Genomic DNA, 25052 nt, shown 5'->3' on the forward strand with positions numbered 1-25052 from the left:
TTAGTCATTAGTCATTAGTCATTAGTCATTAGTCATTAGTCATTAGTCATTAGTCATTAGTCATTAGTCATTAGTCAATTAAAATCTCAATCACAAACTCCGTTCCTTCTCCAGGTGTAGAAAAACAACTCAGTTTACCGCCGTGTTTTTCTTCTACAATTTGACGCGCGATCGCCAGTCCTAACCCAGTTCCTTTGCCGACATCTTTAGTGGTGAATAGATGGTCGAAGATACGATTTTTTACCTGTTCTGACATTCCTTTTCCGTTATCGGCGATGGAAATTTTTACCTTTTCACCTTCTACTTTTGTCCGAATAGTGATGTGGTTGGGATGGGCTTGAATTGCGGCAAAACTCCGTCCTTGATTCGATTCTTCTAAGGCATCGATCGCATTTGCTAACAAATTCATAAATACCTGGTTTAATTGTCCCAAATAACATTTTACTTTGGGAATATTGCCGTACTTTTTAATGATTTGAATTTCAGGATGCTTGTCGTTCGCTTTCAGGCGATGGCGTAAAATCATCAAAGTGCTATCAAGTCCTTCGTGGATATTAGCCTCAACTTTATGGGCAGTATCGGCGCGAGAGAAAGTACGGAGGGAGGTGCTGATGTTTTTGATGCGCTCGCATCCTATTTTCATGGAACTCAACATTTTGGGTAAATCTTCTGCTAGATAATCTAAATCTATTTCCTCTGCTTTATTAATCAATTCTGCTTCCGATGGAGGAAACTTTTCTTGATAGAGACGCAAATAATCAATTAAGTCTTGGACTCCAGCATGAGCTTCATTAATGTTCCCGGCAATGAAACCAACGGGGTTGTTGATTTCATGGGCAACCCCTGCCACTAGATTACCTAATGCTGACATCTTTTCACTTTGGATCATTTGCATCTGAGTTTGCTGAAGTTCATTCAAAGTCTGCTGTACTTGGTGATAGAGGCCTGCATTCTCTAGAGCGATCGCCGCTTGACTAGAGAGAAAATTCAGCACTAGGAGGCGATCGTGACTAAACACCCCACTGGTTATCCGATTTTCTAGATATAAAATGCCGACCAAATTCCCCTGATTGAGAATTGGCAAACCCAGCAAACTCTCTGGTTGGTGGTGCTCTAAATAATCGTCAATCACAGGCAGATCAGTTTTGATGTGATCGATGACAACTGCTGCTAGGGTGTTTTTGACATACTGGATTAATTTAACGGGAACGGTGGGATTGTTCTCTAGGGGTTCCCTTTGCAGGCTAATGTTTTCCCAGGTAGCTATCGCCCGCACTTGCCATTGTTGATCTTGGCAGAGCATCAGTGCACAGCGATCGGCTCCAGAGTTTTGTAGCATGGTTTGGGTCAGAATTTGCAGCAACTCATTGAGGTCGATCGTGCTGGAGATGACTTGGGAAATTTGCAGCAGGGTCGTAAAATCTAGAGCATGGTTGATCGAGGTGCTTGAGGTAGTGTGGTGGGTGCCCGAATGAATTGAGTAGGTGGGATTGGTAAGGGTGGATAGGGTTTCTAAAATAGTGATGGGTTGGGCGGACTGTTGTAAGATGGGGCGCAGCAGATCGGGATAACGTTTTTCTAAGTCATCGGTTTTGGCTTTCGCTCCCCAGCGGGCGTAACAATAGTAGGCTTCCTGCATATAGGCTGCGGCAACTTTTTCTTTGCCCCATTTGAGGTAGAATTTAGCGGCGAGTTCGTTGGCTAAGGCTTCTTCGTTGAGGAATTGGTTTTCTTTAGCGAGGGAGATGGCGCGATCGTAGAGGTCGATCGCCTCTGCTTTGTGTCCTAAAACTCGCTGCTGTTCGGCTCGAATTAAATCGCATTTGTGGGCAAAGTTCATGGGTGCATGAGTTGCCCAGTTAGTAAGTTGCTCAAGATCCTTCGTAACCGCTTCACTAATTGGCAAGGTGTTTGTGTTTGCGAGTAACGTCAGTGCATGATAGAAATAAAAGACGCCATAGAACACTGTTCCGATAATGGCACCAATTGTTGTCTCGGCAATTTGAGCCATTTCCAGAGCTTCCTGGGGTTGCCCAAAATGGTAAGCCAGAATCAATTTATGAGCATAGACGCTCCCGATCGAGTAAGTATCTCCCGCTGACTGATGCTGAGGCAATCGCGTCGTTTCATCGTAAGCTGCTCCAACGAGTTTCTGCGGCTCGTCGGTTTCACCTATCCAATTTAAAACTGCTTGTTGATGAATTTGGTGAAAGTTTAGAGCAGTTGTTTGTTTGAGTTGGGCGATCGCCTCGGCATAGATTTCTTTCTCTTGCCCCAGTTGTAAAAGTTCATTTCCGGCCGCATAAGCAAGTTCACATCGGTTATGCACACAGTAAGCGGCGAACTCCAAATCTCCCGTTTCCAAACCCGCTTGATAGCCTTCCAGCAAAGGCATCAGTACAGTATGAATTGGCTCCTGCCAAATGCGAACAAAGGGATAAACTAAATTGATAATTTTCGCTTTGAAACTCGATGCTTTCAACATTTCCATCAAGGCGATCGCGATATCAGCAGCACGATTACCGGCTACAATTTCCCCACCAAATGCACAGAGAATTAGTCCATAGGTTGAATAAGCATAGGGTGTTTGGATGGCATTTCCAAACTGAAGTGACAATTCAATTTGTTTGAGCACAATCAAGGGATAGAGGGCTGGCGAACCCATATAGGCTGCTGAAGCCATACTGCTGAGAATATTCATTGCAGCCAGCTTCTGTGGATCGCTCATCCTTGGTGAATTCATTACATCCACACTCATCAGTCGATCGCGAATAGTATTGAGAGCAGGGGCTACCATATCTTGGGTGGGATGTTCTGGCAACTCAACATCCAACTCTTGAAGGATTGCCCGTGCCACCTGAATCGCCTCTGATAATTGATTGCGGGCAATCAAGGATTGAATCTTTATTTCTAAGGCTTTAACTTGTTCTAGGGGGTTTGCCGTATGTTCGAGAACTGCCTCGACGCAAACATTTACCCGCTCAAATGCGCCAATCAGACAGGCTGAATTAGCAGCTTCAATGTGCAGTTCTGAAGTAAGAATGGGCTGTCTCATCCATTCGTCAGAACTGTCAGTGGCTAAAAGTTGCAGCCCTATGTCACAGTATTGAGCTGATGCTGGGTAAGCAGCCGAGAGCCGTGCTTTACGCGCCGCCATCAAATTGAGGTTGGCTAGATGGTCTCGCTGAGCCTGAATTGCAATACGATCGATACCCAGATTAAATTGACTGACAATCGCAAAAATTTTCTCGTCTAGTTGCTCTGCTGAGGTTCGATCCCATAGCAATTGCCCAATGTGCAAATGGACGGATTGTTTTTGGTCTTCAGGAATTAGGGAATAGGCGGCTTGCTGGACGCGATCGTGCAAAAACTTGTAATTCACAACCTCCGAATTTTGTGCCCTATCCTGTTTTTCCAGCCCCAGATAAAACTTGTAGACTTCACTTTCAGGGAGGATTAACTCCTCTTGCAATGCCTGCCACAAATCCGCCGCCGTTTCCGTTGCCAATTGCTCAGAAACAACGGCCAAAGTATCCAAATCAAATTGATTGCCAATACAAGCTGCCAACTTTAAGACATTCTGAGTCGCTGGCGGCAATTTTTGCAACTGTAACGCCATAAAGTCAACGATATCATCAGTCACTGCTAATGCTTTTACTTTGGCAAGGTCGCAGTGCCAATTGCCCCCATCCAAGTCAAACTGAATCAGCCCCTCATCGTGCAGCATTTTCAGGAATTGCACGCTAAAAAAGGGATTGCCTTTGGTTTTTTGATAAATTAGTTGAGTTAATGGTTGGCCGATTTCGGGCGAACAGCTAAGCGTATCGGCAACGAGTTGATTTAAACTCGTTTCTGTCAGCGCGGCTAATCTAATCGTTTTGATTGCAGCTTGTGCTTTTCCAATCTCCTCTAGCGCCAACATCAAAGGATGAGCGGCGGAAACTTCATTGTCGCGATAAGCTCCAATTAATAATAGATATCTGCCGTCTGACTCACTCATCAACAACTGCATCAGTTTCAAAGATGCCGAATCTGCCCACTGCAAATCATCGAGGAAAATTACTAAGGGATGTTGTTTTGTGGTGAATACTTGCAGGAATTTTTGAAAGAGTAAATTAAAGCGGTTTTGTGCGGCTGTCCCCGACAGTTCTGTTGCGGGTGGCTGTTGAGAGATAATTTGCTCTAATTCAGGAATTACTTCAATGATTACTTGGGCGCTGTCACCAAGCGCAGCTAAAATTTTGGTTTTCCAAGCTGCTAATTGAGCCTCGCTTTCACTCAGCAATTGCCCCATCAATTCTCGAAATGCTTGCACAAAAGCTGAGAATGGAATATTGCGATTAAATTGGTCAAATTTGCCTTTGATGAAGTAGCCGCGCTGGCGAACAATTGGTTTGTGAACTTCGTTAACAATGGCAGTTTTGCCAATGCCGGAAAAACCCGCCACCAGCATTAACTCCCGCTTTCCCTCGTTCCCAGGAAGAGTCTCGGAACCAGAGATGCGATCGAACGCTGCCAATAATTGGGCAACTTCGGTTTCTCTGCCGTAAAGTTTCTCTGGTATGATGAACCGATCGCACACATCCCGCCGCGCGATCGCAAAACTTTTTATTTTACCACTTTCTTCTAGTTGACGCCAACAAAATTCTAAATCAAATTTTAGCCCCAAAGCACTCTGATAACGGTCTTCGGCATTCTTCGCCATCAATTTCATCACGATGTCGCAGAGAACTTGGGGAATTTCCCCCCTTTTTTTTTCGCCAAGCAGCGGCGGTTGTTTGGCAATATGAGAGTGTACCAATTCCATCGGATCGTTAGATTGAAACGGCAATTCTCCCGTCAGCAACTCGTAAAAGGTGACACCCAGAGAATAAAAATCCGTGCGGTAGTCAACGCCGCGATTCATCCTTCCGGTTTGTTCGGGAGACAAATAGCTGAGTGTTCCTTCGAGCACGTTGGGACTCATCAGGGTTTGAGTTTCTCGCGGCAGCAAAGATGCAATACTAAAGTCAATGAGTTTGACTTGTTTAGTCTCAGGATTAATCAGAATGTTGGCGGGTTTAATGTCTTTGTGAATGATGCGGTGGCGGTAAAGTATATCTAAGGTATTGCTTAGGTCGATCGCAATTTGGAAAAAATAAACCAGAGATTGCACGGTTTTTCCTTTTCCCGTCCATTCCTTCAGAGAAATTCCCCCGAAGTCTTCCACAATCAACGCATAGCCATTCCGGTAGGGTTCCAAGCTGTAGGTTTGGATGATTCCGGGCAAATTCAGGTTTTTGGCGATCGTGTATTGATTGCGAAAATGCAAGAGTTCGCTGAAGCTTGGATACTCGTTCCGCAAGACTTTGATGGCTACCGGTTTTTGGTCCGAGAGGCGAGTTCCACGATAAACTAGGGTGCGAGTGCCTGAATAAATTCCAGCGATAATTTGATAGCCAGTTAGTTCTATCATAGCAATAGTTATTTTTTTATAAATTAATTGTCTATTACTATTATATATAATCTCAGTATGTCTGGGCTAATAAAGTTCAGGGTCTAGCGGGTTTTGCCGCAAAAACTTGCCTGATAGTATTGATACCCGCTAATAATACCCCTACAAGGTATTATGTTTTTTTCGCATCGATATACTTAGGGTAAATCAGATTATACCTTCGTATCAATACTTAAAAATACAATAAATTTTACAGCCAGCGAACAGCTAAAAGTTAACAGTTAACGGTTAACTGTTAACTTTTAACCGAATTTACTTAACTGAATGTATTCTCGCTTTCAAGGCATCTCGCGCTTGTTCTCGATCGTCAAAATGGACTTTTTCGGTGCCCAAAATTTGATAATCTTCGTGTCCTTTCCCTGCAATCAGCACGCCATCTCCCGGTTTAGCGTCCATAATAGCAGTGCGAATTGCAGCGGCGCGATCGCACATCACGATCGGCTTTACTGCGACGGGAATTCCTGCTAAAACATCCTCCAAAATGCGATCGGGATTTTCCGTGCGCGGATTGTCGGAAGTAACAACCGCTAAATCGGCTAATTCTGCAACGATTTTACCCATGATCGGCCGCTTAGTGCGATCGCGATCGCCACCGCAGCCAAACACGCAAATCATCTGACCGGGAATAAACGGCCGCGACGCCTTCAACAAGTTCTCCAAGCTGTCTGGAGTGTGCGCGTAATCCACAATAACGCTAATATCTTGGTCGGGACTAATTTGCACCCGTTCCATCCGTCCCGGAACTCCCGAAAACTGAGATAATTTCTCCACAATTGCGGACAAATCTAAACCCAATTCTAAAGCAGCACCAACAGCAGCCAACATATTTGATAAATTGAACTGACCGACTAAAGGCAAAACAAAAGCCGTTTCGCCCTTCGGAGTGTGCAGCATTCCCTTAACTCCATTGGGCTGATACTCCAAATCAAAAGCATACAAATCTGCGGTTTTCAGAACAGTGCTGTAACTCCAAACTCGGTCGGACTTTAAACTTTCAACTATCCGCTGCCCGTAGGGATCATCAATATTAATTACAGCGCGATTTTTGAGGTAATCCGAACCAAATAAAAGCGATTTAGCCTCAAAATAATCCTCCATATCGCGGTGATAATCGAGATGGTCTTGAGTCAAATTTGTAAAGACAGCAACTTCAAAAGTACACCCTAAAACTCGCTGCTGCGCTAAAGCGTGGGAACTGACTTCCATCACCCCGTGTTTGCATCCGGCTGCTACAGCTTCTGCTAATTGCTTTTGCAGGTCAACCGCAAAAGGTGTGGTGTAAAGTGCAGTTTGTTGAAAGCCCGGCCAGCGAGTGTAAAGCGTACCAAAAATCGCCGTCGGCAACTGCATTTCATTGAGCAAAAATTCGATTAAATGAGTTGTTGTAGTTTTGCCGTTAGTCCCGGTAACGCCGACAAGTTTTAATTTGCTAGCTGGATTGCCGTAAAAAGCAGTTGCTATTTGACCGCAAACTTGAGCCATATCCGCTGCTGCGATGACGCAAGTACCCCCGCCTTGGGAAGGTGTTTTCTCGGCTGCTTGGGTGGAAATTATGGCGGCAAGTGCACCAGATTCGATCGCACTTTGCCAAAAATCTCCCCCATCAACCCGAGTTCCCGGCATTCCCAAAAACAAATCGCCCGCCTGACAAGCGTGGGAATTAGTGGATAAACCCTTGACTTCGGCATCGAGGGCGGGATGTTGGGCGTCAAAGGAAATGCTGGGAACTGCTGCTAATAATTCTCTCAATTTCATCTGAAAAACTCCTCGCTTGAATGTCTTGAATATGACTGGGGGAACCGATTGTTTGAGCCACTATCTACAGGTTTTTGCTGTGCGCGGTGCAAACCATAGGTTTTTTTTACGCGGGCTATAAAGTCTCTCGCCCTAGAGTAAGCTGCACACCGATCACCCCGAAGTCAGGATTAAAACCTGAGTTTTTGGGTAAATCGTATTATTTTGACGGATCGATTTGCAAATATTTCTGTAACATTTGCTCCAATTGGGCGACACTACAGCGGGGAGAAGGACGGGGTAACAGTTCTTCAGGGGAGAATCCAGCCTCGCTAGCAGAATTTGTTGGCTGGGGCTGCACTTTAAACAAAACAGGAACTTCGTACTGATAAGCTTGAAACCAGTCATCGCGTTCGGTAATATCTCTGACTTCGAGTTGAAAGTTCAGGCTTTCAATCTGTTCCAGTTTTTCTTGCAACCCTTCGCACAAGTGGCATCCGGGTTTGGTGTACAAAATCAATCGCATCATAACAGTAAGATTAAACTCGATCTTAAATTCTGAAATGTCCGATCGGCAGTTGGCGAACTCAACGCGAGTAAGACACAACTCAGGGCTTTATTGGTCGCAATGCGCGATCGAAGTTATCTTAGCATTGGCGGCGAACAGATTACCGCGTTTGACAATCAAAACACTACAACCCCATCCCTCTCTTTCTTCTCTTCCTCTGTGTCCTCTGCGCCTCTGCGGTTAAAAAATAAATCTAGTTCACAAATGAAAGAGTTAAATTTATTCACACCACCTAATTTTATACTTAAGCTTGACTAATAAATCAATGTTGAGTATAGTATATAAATAGCCCTACATAAAGGAGGCAGTATGGACTGCACCGAATACGCAGAAGCCAAGCGAAAAGCAGCTAAAAAAATTAGCGCCGACATTCGAGAACGCTGGAACAATCGCATCGTTACGCGAGGATTGCACTTGATGGGAGAAGCGGGGGCCGTGCAGTATTTGGCTGATTACGGGCGCGGCATCGGTACGGCAAAAGTTATTGGTTTTGCACTGTGCGCGGAGTCGGAAGGATACCCGGAAATGGCGATCGGCTTTTGGAAAAGAGCGTTTGAATTGGAAACCGGAGAAAAGCCGATCGCCATCAATACTCCAAACAATTCTACCGCCGATTTGGCTCCTGCTAAACAATCAACTTCCGCCCCAAAAATAGAAACTGCCAACAATCCCATTGTTGCCGAATTGCCACCGCAGTTGCAGCCGGGAAGGATTGTCACCATGCAGCCGGTGGACGCGCCCAGTGAACGTTCTTATTACATCGAAAATCCCGATTATTGGGGACAGCCGAAGCGCGACGGCAACCGAGTAGTGGTCATTGCGACGCCAGATAAAGTATACTACCAATCGCGATCGACTAACCTGCGGCAACAGGCATCGATTGAGATCGATCGCACATTAATCGACACAGCCGCTAAAATTGGCACCTTTGTTTTAGACGGCGAACTGTATTACAAAAGCTGTACCGGCAGCGAACACCGCACCGGGGCGCAAGCTGCTACAGTTAATATTGAAAGCGGTTTTCCGACAATCCAGCCCAGCGCAATTTATGCCATTTTTAAAAGTTTGTTTTTCAAAGGCAATGATTTAACTCCCGTGGCAGAATCCGAACGAATTGCAGCGGGAGTTGAAGTTGGCGAAATGCTGGCGAATTTATCCCCAGCCTTTGAAGTTGTACCGACATTTCGCACCACCGCCGAAAAACTCGTCCTGGCAAATCAGCAGCAATCTGAAAATAAAGAAGGCGAAGTTTGGGTGTTGCACAACTGTCACTATGTCGGCGGAAAAGATGTTAAGAAATATCCGATGGTGAGGACTAAATACTGTCAAGAACACGATTTGTTTATTGTGGGTTTGACGGCGACAAAAGTTGCGGGGCGGCCGTTTAGCGCCGTCAAAGTAGCGCAAGAAATTGATGGCAAATTAGTCCCCGTAGGAACCGTGGGAACCGGGTTTAGCGGGGAGGAAATGCAGGAAATTGCCCGACTCTACGAGGCTAACCCCAAAAGTGTCAAAATTAAAGTGCGATCGCAGGGTTTGACGGAAAGTGGCAAATTATGGCACGCACGATTTCTGGAGTTTTGTTAAATTTGTAGGGAAACGGCACTGCGGTTTCCTTCCCCAAATATGCGAGTTCCAACACATAGTATCAGACAAAATCAGCGGAGTAAAAATCAATGGTTATCAGCAAAAACAATTTCTACATTTCTCCCGAAGAGTACCTAGAAGGCGAGCGAGTAAGCCCGATCAAACACGAATATAGACGCGGACAGGTTTATGCAATGACAGGGGCAAAAAAACCTCACATTATTATTGGTAGTAATTTAGTTCGGCTGCTGGGAAATCATCTTCTGAATACGCCATGCTTAGTTTTATCATCAGATATAAAAGTCCGACTGGAAGAGGCAAATTGCTATTACTATCCTGATGTAGCGGTGACTTGCGACGAAAGGGATACCTCAACTACGGAAGATTTCATTTTATATCCATCTTTAGTAGTTGAGGTATTGTCGCCCTCAACAGCAGCTTTCGACAGAGGCGATAAATTTGCCGATTACCAAACTTCTCCGAGTTTGCAAGAATACGTACTCATCACTCAAGCTGAGATTAAAATTGAGTGTTTTCGGCTTAATGCTGAGGGAAATTGGGTTTCTCAGATTTACCGACAAGGAGATGAGTTAGAGTTAATGAGTATAGATTTTCGCTGCCAGATCGCACAAGTTTATCAAAAAGTACCCGGCATGGTATTGTGATGTATGAAACAATATTTTTAGTAGTAATCTCCTCTCGTCTGTACTTGGACAAAAACCTTAAACCTAGTTCTTAGTAAAGACTTTAGTTTTTCTGCCGAAGCTAAAGGAGGGCTGAAGTCATCACTACTAACCCAAAAGATAATTTACTAGGCAGACAGGCAACCAATTGAAGCAAAAGGATAAGAAATAAGTTCGCCATGTCGTACTCCTACTCGATGCAGGGTTTATCAGTAAGCCCTATTGACCTGACTGGGTTGTAGCCCAACATTCGGTAATAGAACCCCTGCTGGGTAAGGAGTTCGCCGTGGGTGCCAGACTCCTTAATCTCGCCCTCCTGCATCACAAAAATCCGATCGCAGTCTACGGCAGTTTCGAGTCGGTGCGTGACCAAGATGATGGTTCTGTTGCGACGTAGACGTTGCAAAGTCTCTAATACCCACTGCTCGTGCTTCAAGTCCAGCGCATTCGTGGGTTCGTCGAGGATGAGTATGGGAGCCTTAGTGACGAGCGCTCGCGCGATAGCTAGGCGCTGTCGCTGTCCCCCCGATAGGTTTTGACCGCCCTCAGCGATCGAGGTATCATACTGATCCGGCAAGGTTTCGATGAACTCGGCTGCCCCAGATTCAACCGCCGCCTCCCGAATATCCGAGAGCAGAGCATCCGGGCGACCGTAAGCAATATTTTCTGCGATCGTTCCGGGAAAGAGTGGGCTGCCTTGCGAGACGAGCGCCATGTGTTTGCGGACATCGGTAAGTTTAAGGGTGCGGAGGTCAAAGCCGTCGAGAAGGACGCTGCCCGATGTCGGGTCATAGAAGCGAGGCAAAAGATTGAGCAGCGTACTCTTTCCCGTCCCGCTAGCGCCCAAAAACGCCACCATCTGACCGGGCTCGATACTAGCGCTGATATTCCGTAAAACGGGTTGCCCAGCGTTGTACTCAAAGCTCACGTCGGCAAATGCTAGTGTGCGGGGATAGACGGTAAGCGATCGCGCGTCAGGCGCGTCTTGTATGGCGGGCGGTTCGTCAATAATCGTAAAGACGCGATCGCATGAAGCTACAAACGTCTGGATCTTGGTCGTGAACCCCAACACCCAACCTATCGGGTCCCAGAACTGCCCCAGGTACGCCATGAATACGAGCAAATCGCCAATGGTCACGCCGCCCTGTACCGGACGCAAGAACTGGTCGCGATAAACTAGGTATCCGCCGTAGCCTAAGATTACCCCGCTTCCCAGGGCAAAGACTACCTGAACCGCTAGCGGATAGAGGTTTTCTTGCCAATTGAGCCGCATGGAGGCCTTGACGCTGCGTTCGACCGCCTGTCCGAAGCGCCGCGACTCCGTTGCTTCTCGACCGAAGGACTGGATTAGCCCGATCAACTCTATAGCTTGCTGCATGGTTGAGGTCATCACCGCATCGGTCTGCTTCGACTCCAGGGCTCGACTCCTAATCCTTCCCTCGAAGTACCAATTCGCCAGTATTAGAAGCGGAGTGAACGAAAGCGCAAACACGGTGAGAAGGACGTGGCGCGACAACATGATCCAGATCATCGCCGTCAGCGTCACCGATGCGGCCGTGGAGCCGATGAGCGTATCGATTACCCCCCAGGGGCCAAGACTGTCGTAGCTCAACCGATAGATTGCGTCACCCTGCGAGCGATCGCCGTGCCAGCCGAGACTCAGCGCCTGCATTTTGTCGTAGAGTTCGGTGCGAACGCGCAAGGTTCCGTTGTACTGGATGCGGTAGTTCAACATCCTACGAAGCATGAAGACGGTATCGCTCAGGATTCTAATAATCATCGCGACGAACGCCATTCCGAAAATTCGATTCAGTGTACCCTCACCGAACGGGGCAAGAAACAGTGTATGAATCCAGTTGGATTTCGGAGTTGGTGACAAAACCGTATCGACTAGAATCGCGATCGGCCAGGCGTTGAGAAGGTTCAAAAGCACCGATGCCCCGATTAAAAGCAAGAGTGTGACTATCAGCCATAAATCTTGGCGGAAGTAGGAAATAGAGCGCAGGACGATCCGCACCAACCAATGTTGGTTAATTAACGGCATCACCATTTTTGGTGAATTCTTCTGGCTCTTCAAACGTGCTTTGAATGGAAAATTCATGGATGTGCTGGATGCCTATAAGTAAGACAATGCACCAATTAGGAAGTTTCACCCCAGTCAGAGAAGCCAGAAATTAACTTTGGGTTTTCACCCCTGTTGTCAAGCAGGGCAGATGGAATGTGAGATTATTCGACTGGTGCAAGATGTAAGGTAGAGTTTCGTTGTTTAAGGGTAGCTAAATAGAAAGCGAGATCGCGTATGCTTCCTGGTGTGATGCGTAAGCGTTGCTTTCCCGAAAGCAGTCACAAAGTTGAAATAGTCTCAACTTTTAGTGCGGAACTTTCCCCAAGTGGTCGATCGCATCCAAGCAAAAACCCCATCAGTCGGGCAATAGGGCTAACGCCCTCGCCCAATAGATAACTACAATATTAGGGAAACCTTCAGTAAATCCAAAGCTCTCTGCGTTGCAAAGGAGCCGGCATCGTCAGTTGGTCGAAACTAACTGAAACCCGACGCAATTTAGGCTAGACTCGATTTTTAGCGATTGTCGATAAATTTGTTATTAACGTCCGAAAACTGGGAACTGGAAAACCCTCAGAAGTAAATTTTGTTGAAGCTTTCCGTTTTGCTGGAGTGGATGGCTTAACCACAACAACCATCGGCCCCGAATCAGAAGCATTCAACTGCTCCTCATCCTCGAACAACGACGACGGACGGTAATCGTTGACACATATTCCCTTCTAAGTAATAAGCTAACACAGATAAAAACAGGTGTGCAAGCACCACCATTCGTTGTATCGCTCGCAACAACACCCACAGCATCACTAATAGGGGAAACACCACCCACACAACCAACACAGGAAACTGCATTGCCAACTGCAACACCACCTGGGCCGGAAGCATTAGCACCAGAACCAGTTTCCATTCAACTAGACAGATACATTTAACCCGGTAAATCCCGGACGCTCGCCAGGAATAACCGTGTATGGCAAGATAGAGAAAGCAGCAAGCTCTCCTATCAAGGAGGTATCTCTCAAAGCTTTCAACAAAATATTGAAAGCACCGTTTTTGTCTCTGTCCAGAGTGTGTCCGCACTCTGGACATTTAAAGACTTTAGACCCGCCTAATTTAGTATGGACCTGTCCACACTTTGAGCAGGTTTTTGATGTGTACTCTTCTGTTACGTCTACTACAACACCACCGTGCTTAAATGATTAAAATCTTACACCTTTCAGACATTCACATGGGTAGCGGCTTTTCCCACGGCCGGATTAATCCAGAAACCGGTTTAAATACGCGGCTGGAAGACTTCGCCGCGACGCTGAGCAAATGTATGGATAGAGCAATTTCTGAACCCGTAGATTTAGTCATATTCGGCGGCGATGCTTTCCCGGATTCGACGCCTCCACCGTTTGTTAAAGAGGCTTTTGCTCGCCAATTCAGCCGCTTGGTTGACGCGCAAATTCCGACAGTTTTGCTAGTAGGAAATCACGACCAACATTCTCAGGGACAAGGCGGCGCGAGTTTGGGAATTTATCGGACTTTGGGAATACCTAAGTTTATTGTAGGCGATCGCCTGGACACTCACCTGATTCAAACCCGCAGCGGGCCCGTACAGGTGGTAACATTACCTTGGTTGACTCGATCGACCTTAATGACACGTTCCGAGACTGAAAGCCTGTCTATGGGCGATGTTAACCAATTATTAACCGAAAAACTGACGATCGCAATGGAAGGCGAAATTCGCCGCCTCAACCCCGACATACCAACCGTCCTTTTAGCGCACTTAATGGCAGATAAAGCCAGTCTGGGCGCCGAACGTTTTTTAGCAGTTGGCAAAGGTTTTAACATTCCCGTTTCCATGCTAACTCGCCCTTGTTTTGATTACGTTGCTCTCGGCCACGTTCACAAACACCAAAATCTCAACGCTTCCAACAATCCGCCAGTAATTTATCCCGGAAGTATCGAACGAGTTGACTTTAGCGAAGAGAAAGAAGATAAAGGTTTTGTGTTAGTTAATTTGGAACGGGGGAAAGCAGAGTGGGAATTTTGCACTTTGCCAGTGCGGGTGTTTCAGACTATTAAAGTGAATGTTTCCGAATCAGAAAACCCGCAAGCTGAGCTGGTGAAAGCTATTGGGAAGAAGGAGATCGCAGACGCGGTTGTGAGATTGATCTACCAATTGCGATCCGAACAATTAGATTTAATCGACAACGCAGAATTGCACACACTTCTGGGCGAAGCGCACAGCTACACAATCCAGCCGGAATTAGTCAGTCAGTTAGCGAGGCCCCGGTTGCCAGAATTGAATGCTAATAATAGTATAGAACCCTTAGAAGCTTTGAAAACTTATCTGGCAAGTCGCGAAGATTTGAAAGATGTTGCGGAGAGTATGTTGGAGGCGGCACAGGGTTTGTTGGGCGGCGCGGAGGAAGTTTTGGTTGAATTTTAGGTACACCATGACTAATTTGTCTGTAACACTCAAGGATGCTAATTCTAATTTGAGGTTTCACCAGAGGGAAATATGAGAATCAATAAAATTTCTGTAACCAAACTTTTTGGAGTTTTTAACCATCAGGTTTATTTCAATATGGAAGATAGAATTACGCTCGTTCATGGACAGAATGGAATTGGTAAAACAGCCTTACTCAGGATAATTAATGGATTTTTTAATTCGCGTTATTCAGAACTTCGCAGTCTCCCTTTTGAACAATTTCGAGTGGATTTTGATGATGGCAGTCATCTACTAATAGCTAAATTTATCGAATTGACCGAAAGTTTGATTTTTCAATTTTTACAACCTGATTCCAAACCCGAAACATTTTCATTGAATTTCTTACTAGATTCAAAGCTAAGTGTCCTAGATTCGGCTATCAGAAAATTACGGCTATCGAATGAAAAAATGCTAAAAGATATAGATATATTTCAGAAAAACCAATCCTTAGAAAATATTGACGATAGCTTTGATGACTTACTAGATGAAGATTTAGAGAGAATCAAGGAAGAACCAAAGTGGCTATCACAAATAAAAAAATCTATCGATGTTCGTTTCATAGAAACTCAACGTTTGTTAACTCACTCAGATGTTCCCAAAGCACAGGGAGATATGAAACACCCATCAATGATTCCATCACTTGATATATATTCTCAGGAACTTGCAGAAGAGATCCAAACAAAGCTAGCTGAATATGGTGCATTGTCTCAATCTCTTGACAGAACTTTTCCGGCAAGAGTTGTTAACAACAAAATAACGTCTGAGTTGACAGAAGAAACACTTCGCAATAAATTAAATGAAATTGAAGAACAGCGTTCTCGTCTCATAAAAACGAGTCTTTTAGAAGGAGACGAGAATTCAGATTTTCAATTGCAACAACATATCGATCTAACAACCAAAAATATCTTATCCGTCTATCTTGAAGATGTCGAAAAAAAATTCATGGTCTTTAACGAAATTGCGGCAAAAATAGAGCTTTTCCAACGAATTATTCAACAGAAATTTCGTTATAAGAATATGAATATCAGCAAAAAAAACGGTTTTACCTTTACGACTGCTGACGGCAAACCTTTATCACCCACCGATTTATCTTTCGGGGAACAGCACGAATTAGTAATGCTTTACCAGTTGTTATTCAAGGTCAAACCTAGTTCGCTAATTCTCATTGACGAACCAGAACTTTCCCTGCACGTAGCGTGGCAAGTCGAGTTTCTCAAAGATTTGCAAGCAATTATCAAACTGGCCGACTTTGATGTGTTGATCGCAACTCATTCTCCAAGTATTATAGACGATCGCTGGGATTTGACAGTGGAGTTAAAAGGGCCAGTTGAATGAGAGAATACATTACCCCTAACTACATTGCCAACCAAATTCGTCTGCTGAGAAATCAACCTCAATACACTGAACATTCTTTTCTAATTGCTGAGGGAGATACAGATGCACGACTCTGGAAAAACTTAGTAGACTCGACAAACTGTCGTGTGGAAATTGCCCATAATAAGGATAATGCTGTGCAAGTGCTAAATATCCTTGAAAAAGATAATTTTGCTGGTGTGTTGGCTGTCGTTGATGCTGATTTTTGGATACTAGAAGGTGTTGTTAAATCTAGCCCTAACTTACTATTAACCGACACTCATGATCTGGAAACTATGCTGCTGAAGTCGCCAGCACTTGAAAAGGTGCTTTTGGAACACGGATCGGAAGCAAAAATTAATAATTTTGCTAAAGATATCCGCCAGACTTTATTAGAAAGTGCCAAGATTATCGGTTATTTGCGATGGGCTTCGCTGAAATTTAATTATTGTTTGAAATTTGAAGGTTTAGCTTTTAATAAATTTGTAGATGATAAAACCTTGGGACTAAATGAATCGAAGTTGCTTCAAACTGTGAAAAACAACTCTCAAAAGCCGGGACTTGACGAACCGGAAATTAGAGCAAATATGGATAGCTTAAAAACAGATACTCAAGATATGTGGTACATTTGTTGCGGTCACGATATGATTGCTATTTTGTCGATCGCACTTTGCAAAGCATTAGGTTCCTGTAACTCTAAGCAGGTTGAACCCAATGTACTAGAAATAAATTTAAGGCTAGCCTATGAGTCTGCTCATTTCCGGCTGACTAAACTTTATATAGCTATTCAGACATGGGAACAAACTAATCAACCGTTTCACGTGCTACCTAACCTGTAACCTCCACATTCCCAAAAACTTCCCCTACAACCAACCGAGTTCCATTGGCAAAATCCACCCCAGACTGCACCTTTTTCCCCGCCAACTGCACCTCCCGCAATAATAATAAACCATCACCGGTTTGGACGATCGCACCCAAACCCTTCACAACCTTAACCACTTCCCCATTTGCGCCCGACAACTGGGCTAAAACAGGCCATTCGCGTTCCAAAACTCTCAAATCCGCTGGCATTTGCAGCCAATATTCCGGCCCGACGGGTACAGTAGCTATCACCTTCAGAGAATTGCCACGAAAAGTCGTCGTGCAATCCGGGAAAAAGCCCCTAACTTGATTGTGAAGGGCGATCGCACTTTTCGACCAATCCAGCACATAATCCGCACTCTTAATCATCGGCGCGTAAGTCGCCTCAGCATCATCTTGAACAACAGCTTCAATTTTGTCGTCTCTCAATTTCACCAAAGTTTCCACCAACAAATTCGCCCCAACTTCCGCCAACCTATCCGCCAAAGAATCAGCATTATCCAACAGTGAAATACCAGCAAAATCCTTCAACAGCATCGCCCCAGTATCCATGCCAGCATCCATCAGCATAGTAGTAATTCCTGTTGTCTTTTCCCCGTCAAAAAGACAGCGCTGAATCGGCGCGGCACCGCGATACTTCGGCAAAATTGAACCGTGAACGTTAACGCAAGCCAAACTAGGAATATCCAGAATTTCTTGAGAAAGAATTTGGCCGTAAGCCACCACCACAAACACATCCGCCTCCGCTTCCTGCAACTTAGCAAGCGTTTCCGCATCCTTCTTAATTCGGCGCGGCTGCCAAACCGGGAGACTGTGATTTAAAGCCACATCTTTTACAGGTGAAGGCATCAATTGATTCCCTCTTCCCCGGCGCTTGTCCGGCTGAGTCACCACACCCACAACCTCAAATTCTGGGTGACTCAGCAAACTGGATAAAGTAGGAACAGCAAAATCGGGAGTGCCAAAAAATACAATTTTCATAAATTTTTACTTATTTCGTACAGTACAATAATAACAACCAAACTACGCCATTAATTCATCCACCGCCACCCTAAATCCTGCCAAAACAACCTGAGTTGTCGCCACCTCACCTGGCTTGAACAAAACCACCTGACTTTGAGTAATTACTAACACCCAACTACTCTTAGGAAACAGCAGCCAAACTTCCAAACATCCCGATTCTAAATACTCCTGTGCCTTAGCAAAAACATCATCAGCAAAATCGCTAGGCGAAACAATCTCAGCTAGCAGCGGAAAACTCTGGGGCAAAACAGAAAACTCCCCAACTTGCGCCAACAGTTCAGGAGTAATATAAGATACATCGGGTATCCGCCCTTTTTTCATAGTTTGACAACTAACTTCCACATAAACCTCGCCCCCTTGGCCGCTTGAGATCATGTAACTTCTCCAGTAATAATCTAGCTTTGATTGAATGCGGCGAGTTTTTGCAGTCATTCCCGGTTTCCCCACTACTTCTCCATTTACAAATTCTACAGGATGTTTGACTATAACTTTACCGTCCGCCCACTCCGTCCCGTCAGGAGGATTTTGCATCCATTCTTCCAAAGTTAAATCTAACTGTTCTACACTAGGAATTATCATGGGATTTACAGTTTTTAGTGTTCATCTGAATCTTATCATATCTGTCAGAGCATGGGAAGCCCGTCGAATCTCCTGCTGAAACTCAGCCGCAGCTTATTTGCCGACACCGCAGAACAAGAAAAATTCATTCATGCCGTTACCAATCTCCAAGCTTTTAATCCTGCTATCTTGTGGCTGCAACCAAAACCAACAGGAAACCCATTTAATCTCGAAATTCCCGTTTCTTGGCAACCGGAATTTGTAGCTAGACTAGCCTTAGAATCCCAACCGGGAAAACATTCCTTACATCAAGCCGGACATTACTACTGTCTCGACTTTTCCTCAATCTTCGCCGCCTCCACATTGTTAACAATACCGCAGCCAATCAAACTAATCTTAGATATGTGCGTCGCCCCCGGACGCAAAAGTGTCTTTGCCTGGAAAACATTAAAGCCAGAATTGCTCTTGTGCAACGAAGTCATAGGCAAACGCATGGGAATGCTGATATCTAATTTAAGACGCTGCCAAATTCAACCATCCGCCGCCGCCAACGCCGATTCAAAAATACTTGCCGAAAAGATGCCACAAACGGCTAATTTAGTAATAGTGGATGCTCCTTGTACTGGTCAATCACTCTTAGCAAAAGGAGACAAAGCACCAGGCTGCTTTCATCATGTCACCATCAACAGCAATGCCAACCGCCAAAAAAGAATTTTAGCCAATTCTGCTAAAATTGTAGCGCCCCAAGGTTATCTTGCATACATGACCTGCACTTATTCCACGGCAGAAAATGAACAAGTCAGCGAATGGCTGTTAAGCAAATTCCCCGAATTTGGGCCAGTCATTGTTCCTCATTTAGAAAAATATCGATCGCACGTGACAGAAATTCCTTGCGATCGGATGTGGCCGCAAGATAGACTAGGAGCAGGAGCTTTCACCGTTTTGTTTCAAAACACCTCGGATGGAGAGAGAAATCAGCTACCAGCAGATTTTCGAGATTTAGCTCGTTTTACTCTGTAATTATCCGCTTTTATTGAAAATGATTTTATCTCAATTTGCCACAGCAATTTACCGACAGCTACACAATGCGACCGCAACATTTTTAAATTCTCTGAAATACAGTAGGAACAAGGCACTGCCAAAAGGTGACAAATTAACGTTAAACCGACCGTATCTATTGTTTGTATCGAAGTCTAGATCCCCCCTGACCAAGGGCGGGCACGGGGGCACCGCCCCTACTAAGGGAGGGACAAGAAATATTCTCAAAGTCCCCATTTTCAAGGGGGATGTAGGGGGATATATACTCGACGACAAGCGAGATTTATTATGGGTTTGGGTCTTAATTGGTCACGCATTGGGACTGCCGTGTACCTACTCACTTGAAAACCGCTATCGACTGCAAACCAAACGTGCAGCCTGCATTTTCCTAGCTTTAAGTTTGCTAATATTAAGCGGCTGTCAAAACAGCACAACCCCAGCCTTAAAAAGCGGCGAACCCATCGAACTCACACTGTGGCACGGCATCAATCCCCCGCCCAATCGCGACGTATTTCAAACCCTCACAGACCAATTCAACAAAACGCATCCCAACATCCAGATCAAACCAGTTTACATCGGTCAGCCCGACCAACAACTACCAAAAATACTCACAGCAATAGTTGGAAATGCACCGCCGGATGTGCTGTGGAATGGCCCCTCAATTGCAGGAAAACTAGCAGAACTCGACGCAATCGAACCCTTAGAAAACTGGCTCGACAAATCGCCCCGGAAAGCCGAAATCGACCCGGCTCTCTTCGAGTCAATGGAACTTGGCGGACACACTTTGTCAGTTCCCCTAGGCACAAATAACGTCGCCATATTTTACCGTCCCAGCTTATTTGCAGCAGCAGGAATCAAAGAAGTGCCACACAATTGGGCCCAATTAAAGCAAGTAGCCCGATCGCTCACGCGAGATACCAACGGAGACGGCCGCACAGACCAACACGGCATAGTGCTCCCCCTAGGCAAAGGAGAATGGACAGTATTTACCTGGCTGCCGTTCATGTTCAGCGCAGGCGGCGAACTCAAAGGCGAAATACCTCAAAGTCCTGTACCCCAAATAGATAATTCCGGTTCTCACGCTGCCTTAGAATTGTGGAGCGACTTGTTAAAAGAAGGTTCAGCAATATTGTCAGCACCCGAACGCGGTTACGAACTCGACAATTTCATCGCCGGGAAAGTCGCTATGCAAATCACCGGGCCGTGGACGCTAGCACAGTTGCAGCAAAGTGCGATCGACTACGCAGCAATGCCTTTACCCATCCTCAAACGCCCCGCAGCCGTCGTAGGGGGTGAAAACCTATTTTTAATGAAAACCTCGCCAGAACGAGAGCGAGCAGCCCTAGTATTCTTAGAATACGTTATAGGTGAAGAATTCCAAACAGCATGGGCATTGGGAACAGGTTACTTGCCCATTAACTTAAAATCGAGACAGAGCCAAGCTTATCAAAGCTTTGTGGAAAAAAACCCTATTTTGCGAGTATTTTTAGAACAAATGAACTCAGCCAGAGCGCGACCCATTATATCAGGTTACTCCCGCCTGTCAGAAAACCTCGGTCGCGCCATAGAGGCAACCCTTCTGGGCCGCAACCCCCAAGACGCCCTTAAAGAATCTCAAGAGCGTTTGACACTAACATTAGATATTGCAACAGCCAAAGAGAAATAGACAATAAAAAATCTTTTTTATTGCTGTAAATTATCCGCTTTCACTGTATTCGAGCGAAAGACTTGAAGCCTCGATTAATGGGTTAAAAATCTAGTGAAAATCACTACCACCTGCACTTCTAATCAGAAACCGTGTTTCTTGCCCCCGACTTACCTAAAAGCAGAGATTTTACGTCGCTGTTATTGGTATTTTAGGTATTTTAGGTATTTTAGGTATTATTGAGCACCGTGCAAAATGTTAGGGTGAATTGAGTTACGCTCGCCCGACACAAAAAGACACCCGCTGTCGCTCGGTAATAAATTTTTAACAAAAACCAAAAAATTACAAACCAATTGCTTAGCCATTAGAGATATATTTACAAAAAAGCAATACTCCCGAAATTCATGGGCAGATTTGATAGAACAAAAAAACCGCTCACTCAACGGCCCCACAAAAAGTTAGCTCAAAAGCTTCTCTCACTACCTACCACCCATGACCTAATAGAAACATTTTCTCTACCCTCTGCCTGTCCCGTGCCACATACTGAGACCCCAACAACCGTCCACCTTTTCCCCAAACGACCATGCAGACAAAGTTCCTTAACGCAATCAAAGGACATTCCTGGCGGTACTTCCTCGCAGTAGGCGCGATCGCCCTGGTCTACTATTGGGCGTCGGAATTCGCCATTTCCACCCTCACCCTCAGTTCAGAAATTTACCCGATGTGGCCAGCAGCAGGAATTGCCCAAGTCGCCCTGCTGCTGTTTGGGCGGCAACTGTGGCCGGGAATCGCGATCGGAGGCTTCCTGTTCAGCATGAGCGTACCGTCGGCCAACCTCGGCACGGCATTGATCTCGGCAGGCGCCAGAACCCTGCAAGCGTGGACGGGAACTTATCTACTCCAGGGCATTAACTTTAGCGCCCGGCTCGATCGGCTCAAAGACGTTTTAGGAATAGTCGGACTAGCAGCCTTGAGCTCTACCCTAATCAACTCCACCATCGGCAGCATCGTCGTCTGCCTGACCGGTTTATCTAGCTGGAGCGATTTTGGCACGATTTGGGGGACTTGGTGGGTGGGAGACGCTATGGGAATTTTGCTCGTCGCCCCGCTACTACTGACGTGGCAACAATGGCCCAAAGTCCCCACCCATCGCCAACAGATAGCTGAACGAGCGATTTGGCTGCTGCTGCTACTAGCAGTCGGCTGGCTCGTCTTTTGCTCCCGCACCCGCGCCGCCTACGCCCGCTATCCCCTCGAATACTTACCATTTCCCCTAGTAGTTTGGGCTGCCTTTCGATTCGGTCAGCGCTACACCGCCCTCTCCAACTTCATCCTCTGTGGCTTCGCCATCTGGGGTATAGCCCGAGGCAGCGGCCCCTTCCTCAAACACGCCAGCAGTATCCCCCAAGCGCTGTTATCCCTGCAAGCCTTCATCGCCGTCATCGCCGTCACCGGCTTAGTCTTAGCTGCCACCGTCGCCGAACGCCACCAAGCAGAAGCCTCCCTGCGCGCCAGCGAAGCCAGCCTCGCTAACGCCCAACGCATCGCCCAGCTAGGCAACTGGGACTTAGACCGCAACGCCCAGCAATTGCGGTGGTCAGAGGAAATTTACCGCATCTTGGGACAGGAACCGGGCACTTTTGAACCCAGCCTGGAAGCCTTCTTGAAATACGTACACCCTGAAGACAGAGAATTAGTCAAAACCTCGATCGAAGCCGCTTTATTTCAGCAACAGCCTTACAGCATCGACTACAGGCTCATACTCCCCGACGGTAGCAACCGCACAGTCTACGAACAAGCCGCCGTCACCTCCCTCTACATCACCAGCACCGTCCAAGACATCACAGACAGAAAGCAAGCCGAAGCCGCCCTGCGTTCTTCAGAAGAAAGATTTTCCAAGGCTTTTCACGCATCCCCAGTCGGGATCAGCATCTGCACCCTCACAGACGGATGCTTCCTCGATGCCAACGAAAGCTTTTTGCGCTCATTAGGCTGGCTGCGGCACGAATTTATCGGCCGCACTCCCAGCGACTTAGGAATGTTTGTCAATTCAGAAGACGGGGGGCGGCTCGCCCAGGTTTTGCAATCACAAAATTCGATCAGCAACCAAGAAATCAAAATTCGCACCAAAGCCGGCGAAGTGCGCGACTGGCTGCTGTCAGTGGAACTCATCCACCTCGGCAGCACTCAGTGCGTTTTAATCATGACCACCGACATCACCGAACGCTTGCGTTCCGAAGAATTCCGCCGGGCCGCATTAGCCGCCGAAGCTGCAAATAGATCCAAAAGCATTTTTCTCGCCAACATGAGTCATGAACTCAGAACCCCCCTCAACGCCATCATCGGCTATAGCGAGCTCCTGCAAGAAGACGCCCGAGACCTCGGTGCCGAAGAGTTCATCGACGACCTCCAGAGAATTAACACGGCCGGCCAGCACCTACTCGCGCTGATTAAACATATTCTCGACTTGACCAAAATTGAAGCAGGCCGCATCGACTTCGACCTCGAAACCTTCACCATTTCAACTCTGGTTGAGGAAGTAGTGGCCACGATCGCACCGATGGCACACAAAAATAGCAATATCCTAGAAATACAATGCCCCGATGATATTGGCTCGATGCACACCGACAAAACTAAACTCCGGCAGTCTCTGCTCAACCTCCTCAGCAATGCCGCGAAATTTACTTGCTCCGGCGCGATTACCTTCGCCGTTACCCGATCCGTCGAAATCCCCGCCGACGCTGCAAAGAAAGGCAAAAAACTTGGAGCGTATAGAGGAGGTGGCCAAGCTGAAAATAGCTTGTCTCTCTTATCTTCCGCTCAAGATTGGATCATTTTTACGGTAACAGATACCGGCATTGGCATGACTCCCGAACAGTTAGCCAGAATCTTTGAGCCTTTCACCCAAGCCGATTCCTCAACTACTAAGAAGTACGGCGGCACTGGTTTGGGGCTGACGATTACTAAGAAATTCTGCGAAATGATGGGCGGAGACATTACCGCATTCAGCGAGGAGGACAAAGGTTCTACCTTTACCATTCGGCTGCCAGCTATTTTCACCGACCTTTCGATCTCAACCGAAAATCCTGACCAATAATATTTTTTTACAGTTATTTTCTATGCCTGTAAATTTTATTTGCCTCCGCACTTGGCTGATTATTTCGGGAGCATCTCATATTTGTAAAAATACTTCTTCTGGCTCCTTCCTTCTTCTGGCTCCTTCCTTCTTCTTCTTTCCTTCTGCCTCTTTCCTTCTGCCTCTTTCCTTCTGCCTCCTGCCTCCTGCCTCCTGCCTCAAAACTCCAATTTCTAGCGGAGGGCTGCAAAGGTGAGATGCTCCCATTATTTCGCTAACAGATAGGGAGATTTTCCCCAGAATTTATCACATTATAAAGTAAGTTTTTTACGAGGTTTTTCTAATATAGAGTAATCTTAAATGAGTCGTATTTTTTTTACCCCACCCCAACCCTCCCCGAACCCGCTCGATCGGGAGTAATAAATTCACAAATGATGTAGGATTGCTATAGAGGTAGAAGATTAGGGCGGGTTAGATAACCCTAATTAATTGATGAGTAAATACGAAAAGTCCTGAAATCGTTTCGGCAGGCATGGGAATAATAATTTTTCCTGTCCAGTACCCGCGTCCGCGATCGTTTTTTGGGTCCCACCTAGTTTTTGAGGGTAAGTTCACTTGATTAATACTCCGAACAGTTTTTCTCTGGCCCAATGGCTGATTCTCGCTTGACTTTGCTCGACTGTGGATAATTAAATCAATGTCGGCTCCACGCCGGGATTGCATTTAATTCGACTTTTTTCTGCTCCTTGCCCCGCGTAACCTTATAGTATCGTTACCCAAACTTTCCTGAGTATTGACTTGATAAGATGATATTATTATTTTTGAGCGTGCTGCCGACATTCAGAGCATTGGTTTGTGGACAAGCCTTAAAAGTTCTGAGAATTAATATAATTAGCC

16 protein-coding genes and 1 pseudogene are annotated in these 25052 nt (G+C 46.0%); 8 read left to right on the forward strand and 9 right to left on the reverse strand.

All coding sequences use genetic code 11. The features are described from left to right. Nucleotides 1-70: 70 nt before the first annotated feature. The 3 genes from QUA16_RS22405 to QUA16_RS22415 all read right to left on the reverse strand — a co-directional run bounded on the left by QUA16_RS22405 (nucleotide 71) and on the right by QUA16_RS22415 (nucleotide 7754). Complete coding sequence (locus tag QUA16_RS22405) at nucleotides 71-5455, reverse strand: AAA family ATPase (RefSeq protein ID WP_333105889.1); 5385 nt, start codon at nucleotides 5453-5455, stop codon at nucleotides 71-73. Nucleotides 5456-5746: 291 nt separating this feature from the next. Then, a complete protein-coding gene (locus QUA16_RS22410) occupies nucleotides 5747-7249 on the reverse strand; it encodes a UDP-N-acetylmuramoyl-L-alanyl-D-glutamate--2,6-diaminopimelate ligase (protein WP_333105888.1) in 1503 nt (500 codons plus the stop codon). A gap of 199 nt (nucleotides 7250-7448) precedes the next feature. Next, on the reverse strand, nucleotides 7449-7754 hold the full coding sequence (locus QUA16_RS22415; protein WP_333105891.1) for a glutaredoxin family protein: 306 nt from the start codon (nucleotides 7752-7754) through the stop codon (nucleotides 7449-7451). Between the two features lie 351 nt (nucleotides 7755-8105). On the opposite strand from QUA16_RS22415, the gene QUA16_RS22420 reads away from it, so the two are divergent. Together QUA16_RS22420 and QUA16_RS22425 are read left to right on the forward strand one after the other, a co-directional pair. After that, the gene (locus QUA16_RS22420) at nucleotides 8106-9383 is read left to right on the forward strand and encodes an ATP-dependent DNA ligase (protein WP_333105887.1); all 1278 of its coding nucleotides are present in this window, start codon (nucleotides 8106-8108) and stop codon (nucleotides 9381-9383) included. Between the two features lie 89 nt (nucleotides 9384-9472). Then, the gene (locus QUA16_RS22425) at nucleotides 9473-10048 is read left to right on the forward strand and encodes a Uma2 family endonuclease (RefSeq protein ID WP_333105886.1); all 576 of its coding nucleotides are present in this window, start codon (nucleotides 9473-9475) and stop codon (nucleotides 10046-10048) included. 208 nt (nucleotides 10049-10256) lie between these two features. On the opposite strand, the gene QUA16_RS22430 is transcribed toward QUA16_RS22425, so the two are convergent. The 3 genes and pseudogenes from QUA16_RS22430 to QUA16_RS22440 form a co-directional block, all read right to left on the reverse strand. Beyond that, nucleotides 10257-12167, reverse strand: a complete 1911-nt coding sequence (locus tag QUA16_RS22430; protein ID WP_333181340.1) for an ABC transporter ATP-binding protein — start codon at nucleotides 12165-12167, stop codon at nucleotides 10257-10259. A gap of 630 nt (nucleotides 12168-12797) precedes the next feature. After that, entirely contained in the window at nucleotides 12798-13010 is a 213-nt protein-coding gene (locus QUA16_RS22435; protein ID WP_333181341.1) for a hypothetical protein, read from the reverse strand. A 26-nt stretch (nucleotides 13011-13036) separates the two neighbouring features. Further along, nucleotides 13037-13309: pseudogene (locus QUA16_RS22440) on the reverse strand (zinc ribbon domain-containing protein); the annotation flags it as partial. Nucleotides 13310-13317: 8 nt separating this feature from the next. Here QUA16_RS22440 and QUA16_RS22445 point away from each other — a divergent pair. From QUA16_RS22445 to QUA16_RS22455, 3 genes are all read left to right on the forward strand, one after another. Beyond that, nucleotides 13318-14559: an exonuclease SbcCD subunit D gene (locus tag QUA16_RS22445; protein WP_333105882.1), complete on the forward strand. Its 1242-nt coding sequence runs from the start codon at nucleotides 13318-13320 to the stop codon at nucleotides 14557-14559. A gap of 72 nt (nucleotides 14560-14631) precedes the next feature. Continuing rightward, nucleotides 14632-15936, forward strand: coding sequence for an AAA family ATPase (locus QUA16_RS22450; RefSeq protein WP_333105881.1), 1305 nt, complete (start codon nucleotides 14632-14634; stop codon nucleotides 15934-15936). Next, on the forward strand, nucleotides 15933-16793 hold the full coding sequence (locus tag QUA16_RS22455; RefSeq protein WP_333105879.1) for a DUF4435 domain-containing protein: 861 nt from the start codon (nucleotides 15933-15935) through the stop codon (nucleotides 16791-16793). The genes QUA16_RS22450 and QUA16_RS22455 overlap by 4 nt, the downstream gene beginning before the upstream one ends. Here QUA16_RS22455 and fmt read toward each other — a convergent pair. Together fmt and QUA16_RS22465 are read right to left on the reverse strand one after the other, a co-directional pair. Then, on the reverse strand, nucleotides 16783-17796 hold the full coding sequence (fmt, locus tag QUA16_RS22460) for a methionyl-tRNA formyltransferase (RefSeq protein ID WP_333105878.1): 1014 nt from the start codon (nucleotides 17794-17796) through the stop codon (nucleotides 16783-16785). The two genes, QUA16_RS22455 and fmt, sit on opposite strands and share 11 nt — an antisense overlap. Before the next feature lie 42 nt (nucleotides 17797-17838). Then, nucleotides 17839-18417, reverse strand: a complete 579-nt coding sequence (locus QUA16_RS22465; RefSeq protein ID WP_333105877.1) for a Uma2 family endonuclease — start codon at nucleotides 18415-18417, stop codon at nucleotides 17839-17841. A 51-nt stretch (nucleotides 18418-18468) separates the two neighbouring features. Between QUA16_RS22465 and QUA16_RS22470 the strand changes: the two genes are divergently transcribed. The 3 genes from QUA16_RS22470 to QUA16_RS22480 all read left to right on the forward strand — a co-directional run bounded on the left by QUA16_RS22470 (nucleotide 18469) and on the right by QUA16_RS22480 (nucleotide 24176). Then, nucleotides 18469-19416 carry an RsmB/NOP family class I SAM-dependent RNA methyltransferase gene (locus tag QUA16_RS22470; protein WP_333105876.1) on the forward strand — a complete coding sequence of 316 codons (948 nt, stop codon included), beginning with the start codon at nucleotides 18469-18471 and terminating at the stop codon, nucleotides 19414-19416. Nucleotides 19417-19435: 19 nt separating this feature from the next. Next, on the forward strand, nucleotides 19436-21100 hold the full coding sequence (locus QUA16_RS22475) for an ABC transporter substrate-binding protein (protein WP_333105875.1): 1665 nt from the start codon (nucleotides 19436-19438) through the stop codon (nucleotides 21098-21100). A gap of 562 nt (nucleotides 21101-21662) precedes the next feature. Further along, nucleotides 21663-24176, forward strand: a complete 2514-nt coding sequence (locus QUA16_RS22480; RefSeq protein ID WP_333105874.1) for an MASE1 domain-containing protein — start codon at nucleotides 21663-21665, stop codon at nucleotides 24174-24176. Nucleotides 24177-24251: 75 nt separating this feature from the next. On the opposite strand, the gene QUA16_RS22485 is transcribed toward QUA16_RS22480, so the two are convergent. Continuing rightward, nucleotides 24252-24422 (reverse strand): hypothetical protein, encoded by a 171-nt coding sequence (locus QUA16_RS22485; RefSeq protein WP_333105873.1) that lies wholly within the window; start codon nucleotides 24420-24422, stop codon nucleotides 24252-24254. Between the last annotated feature and the right edge of the window lie 630 nt (nucleotides 24423-25052).

The organism is Microcoleus sp. S13_C3 (genome assembly GCF_036700905.1).
In the GTDB taxonomy this organism is placed as follows: Bacteria; Cyanobacteriota; Cyanobacteriia; order Cyanobacteriales; family Microcoleaceae; genus Microcoleus.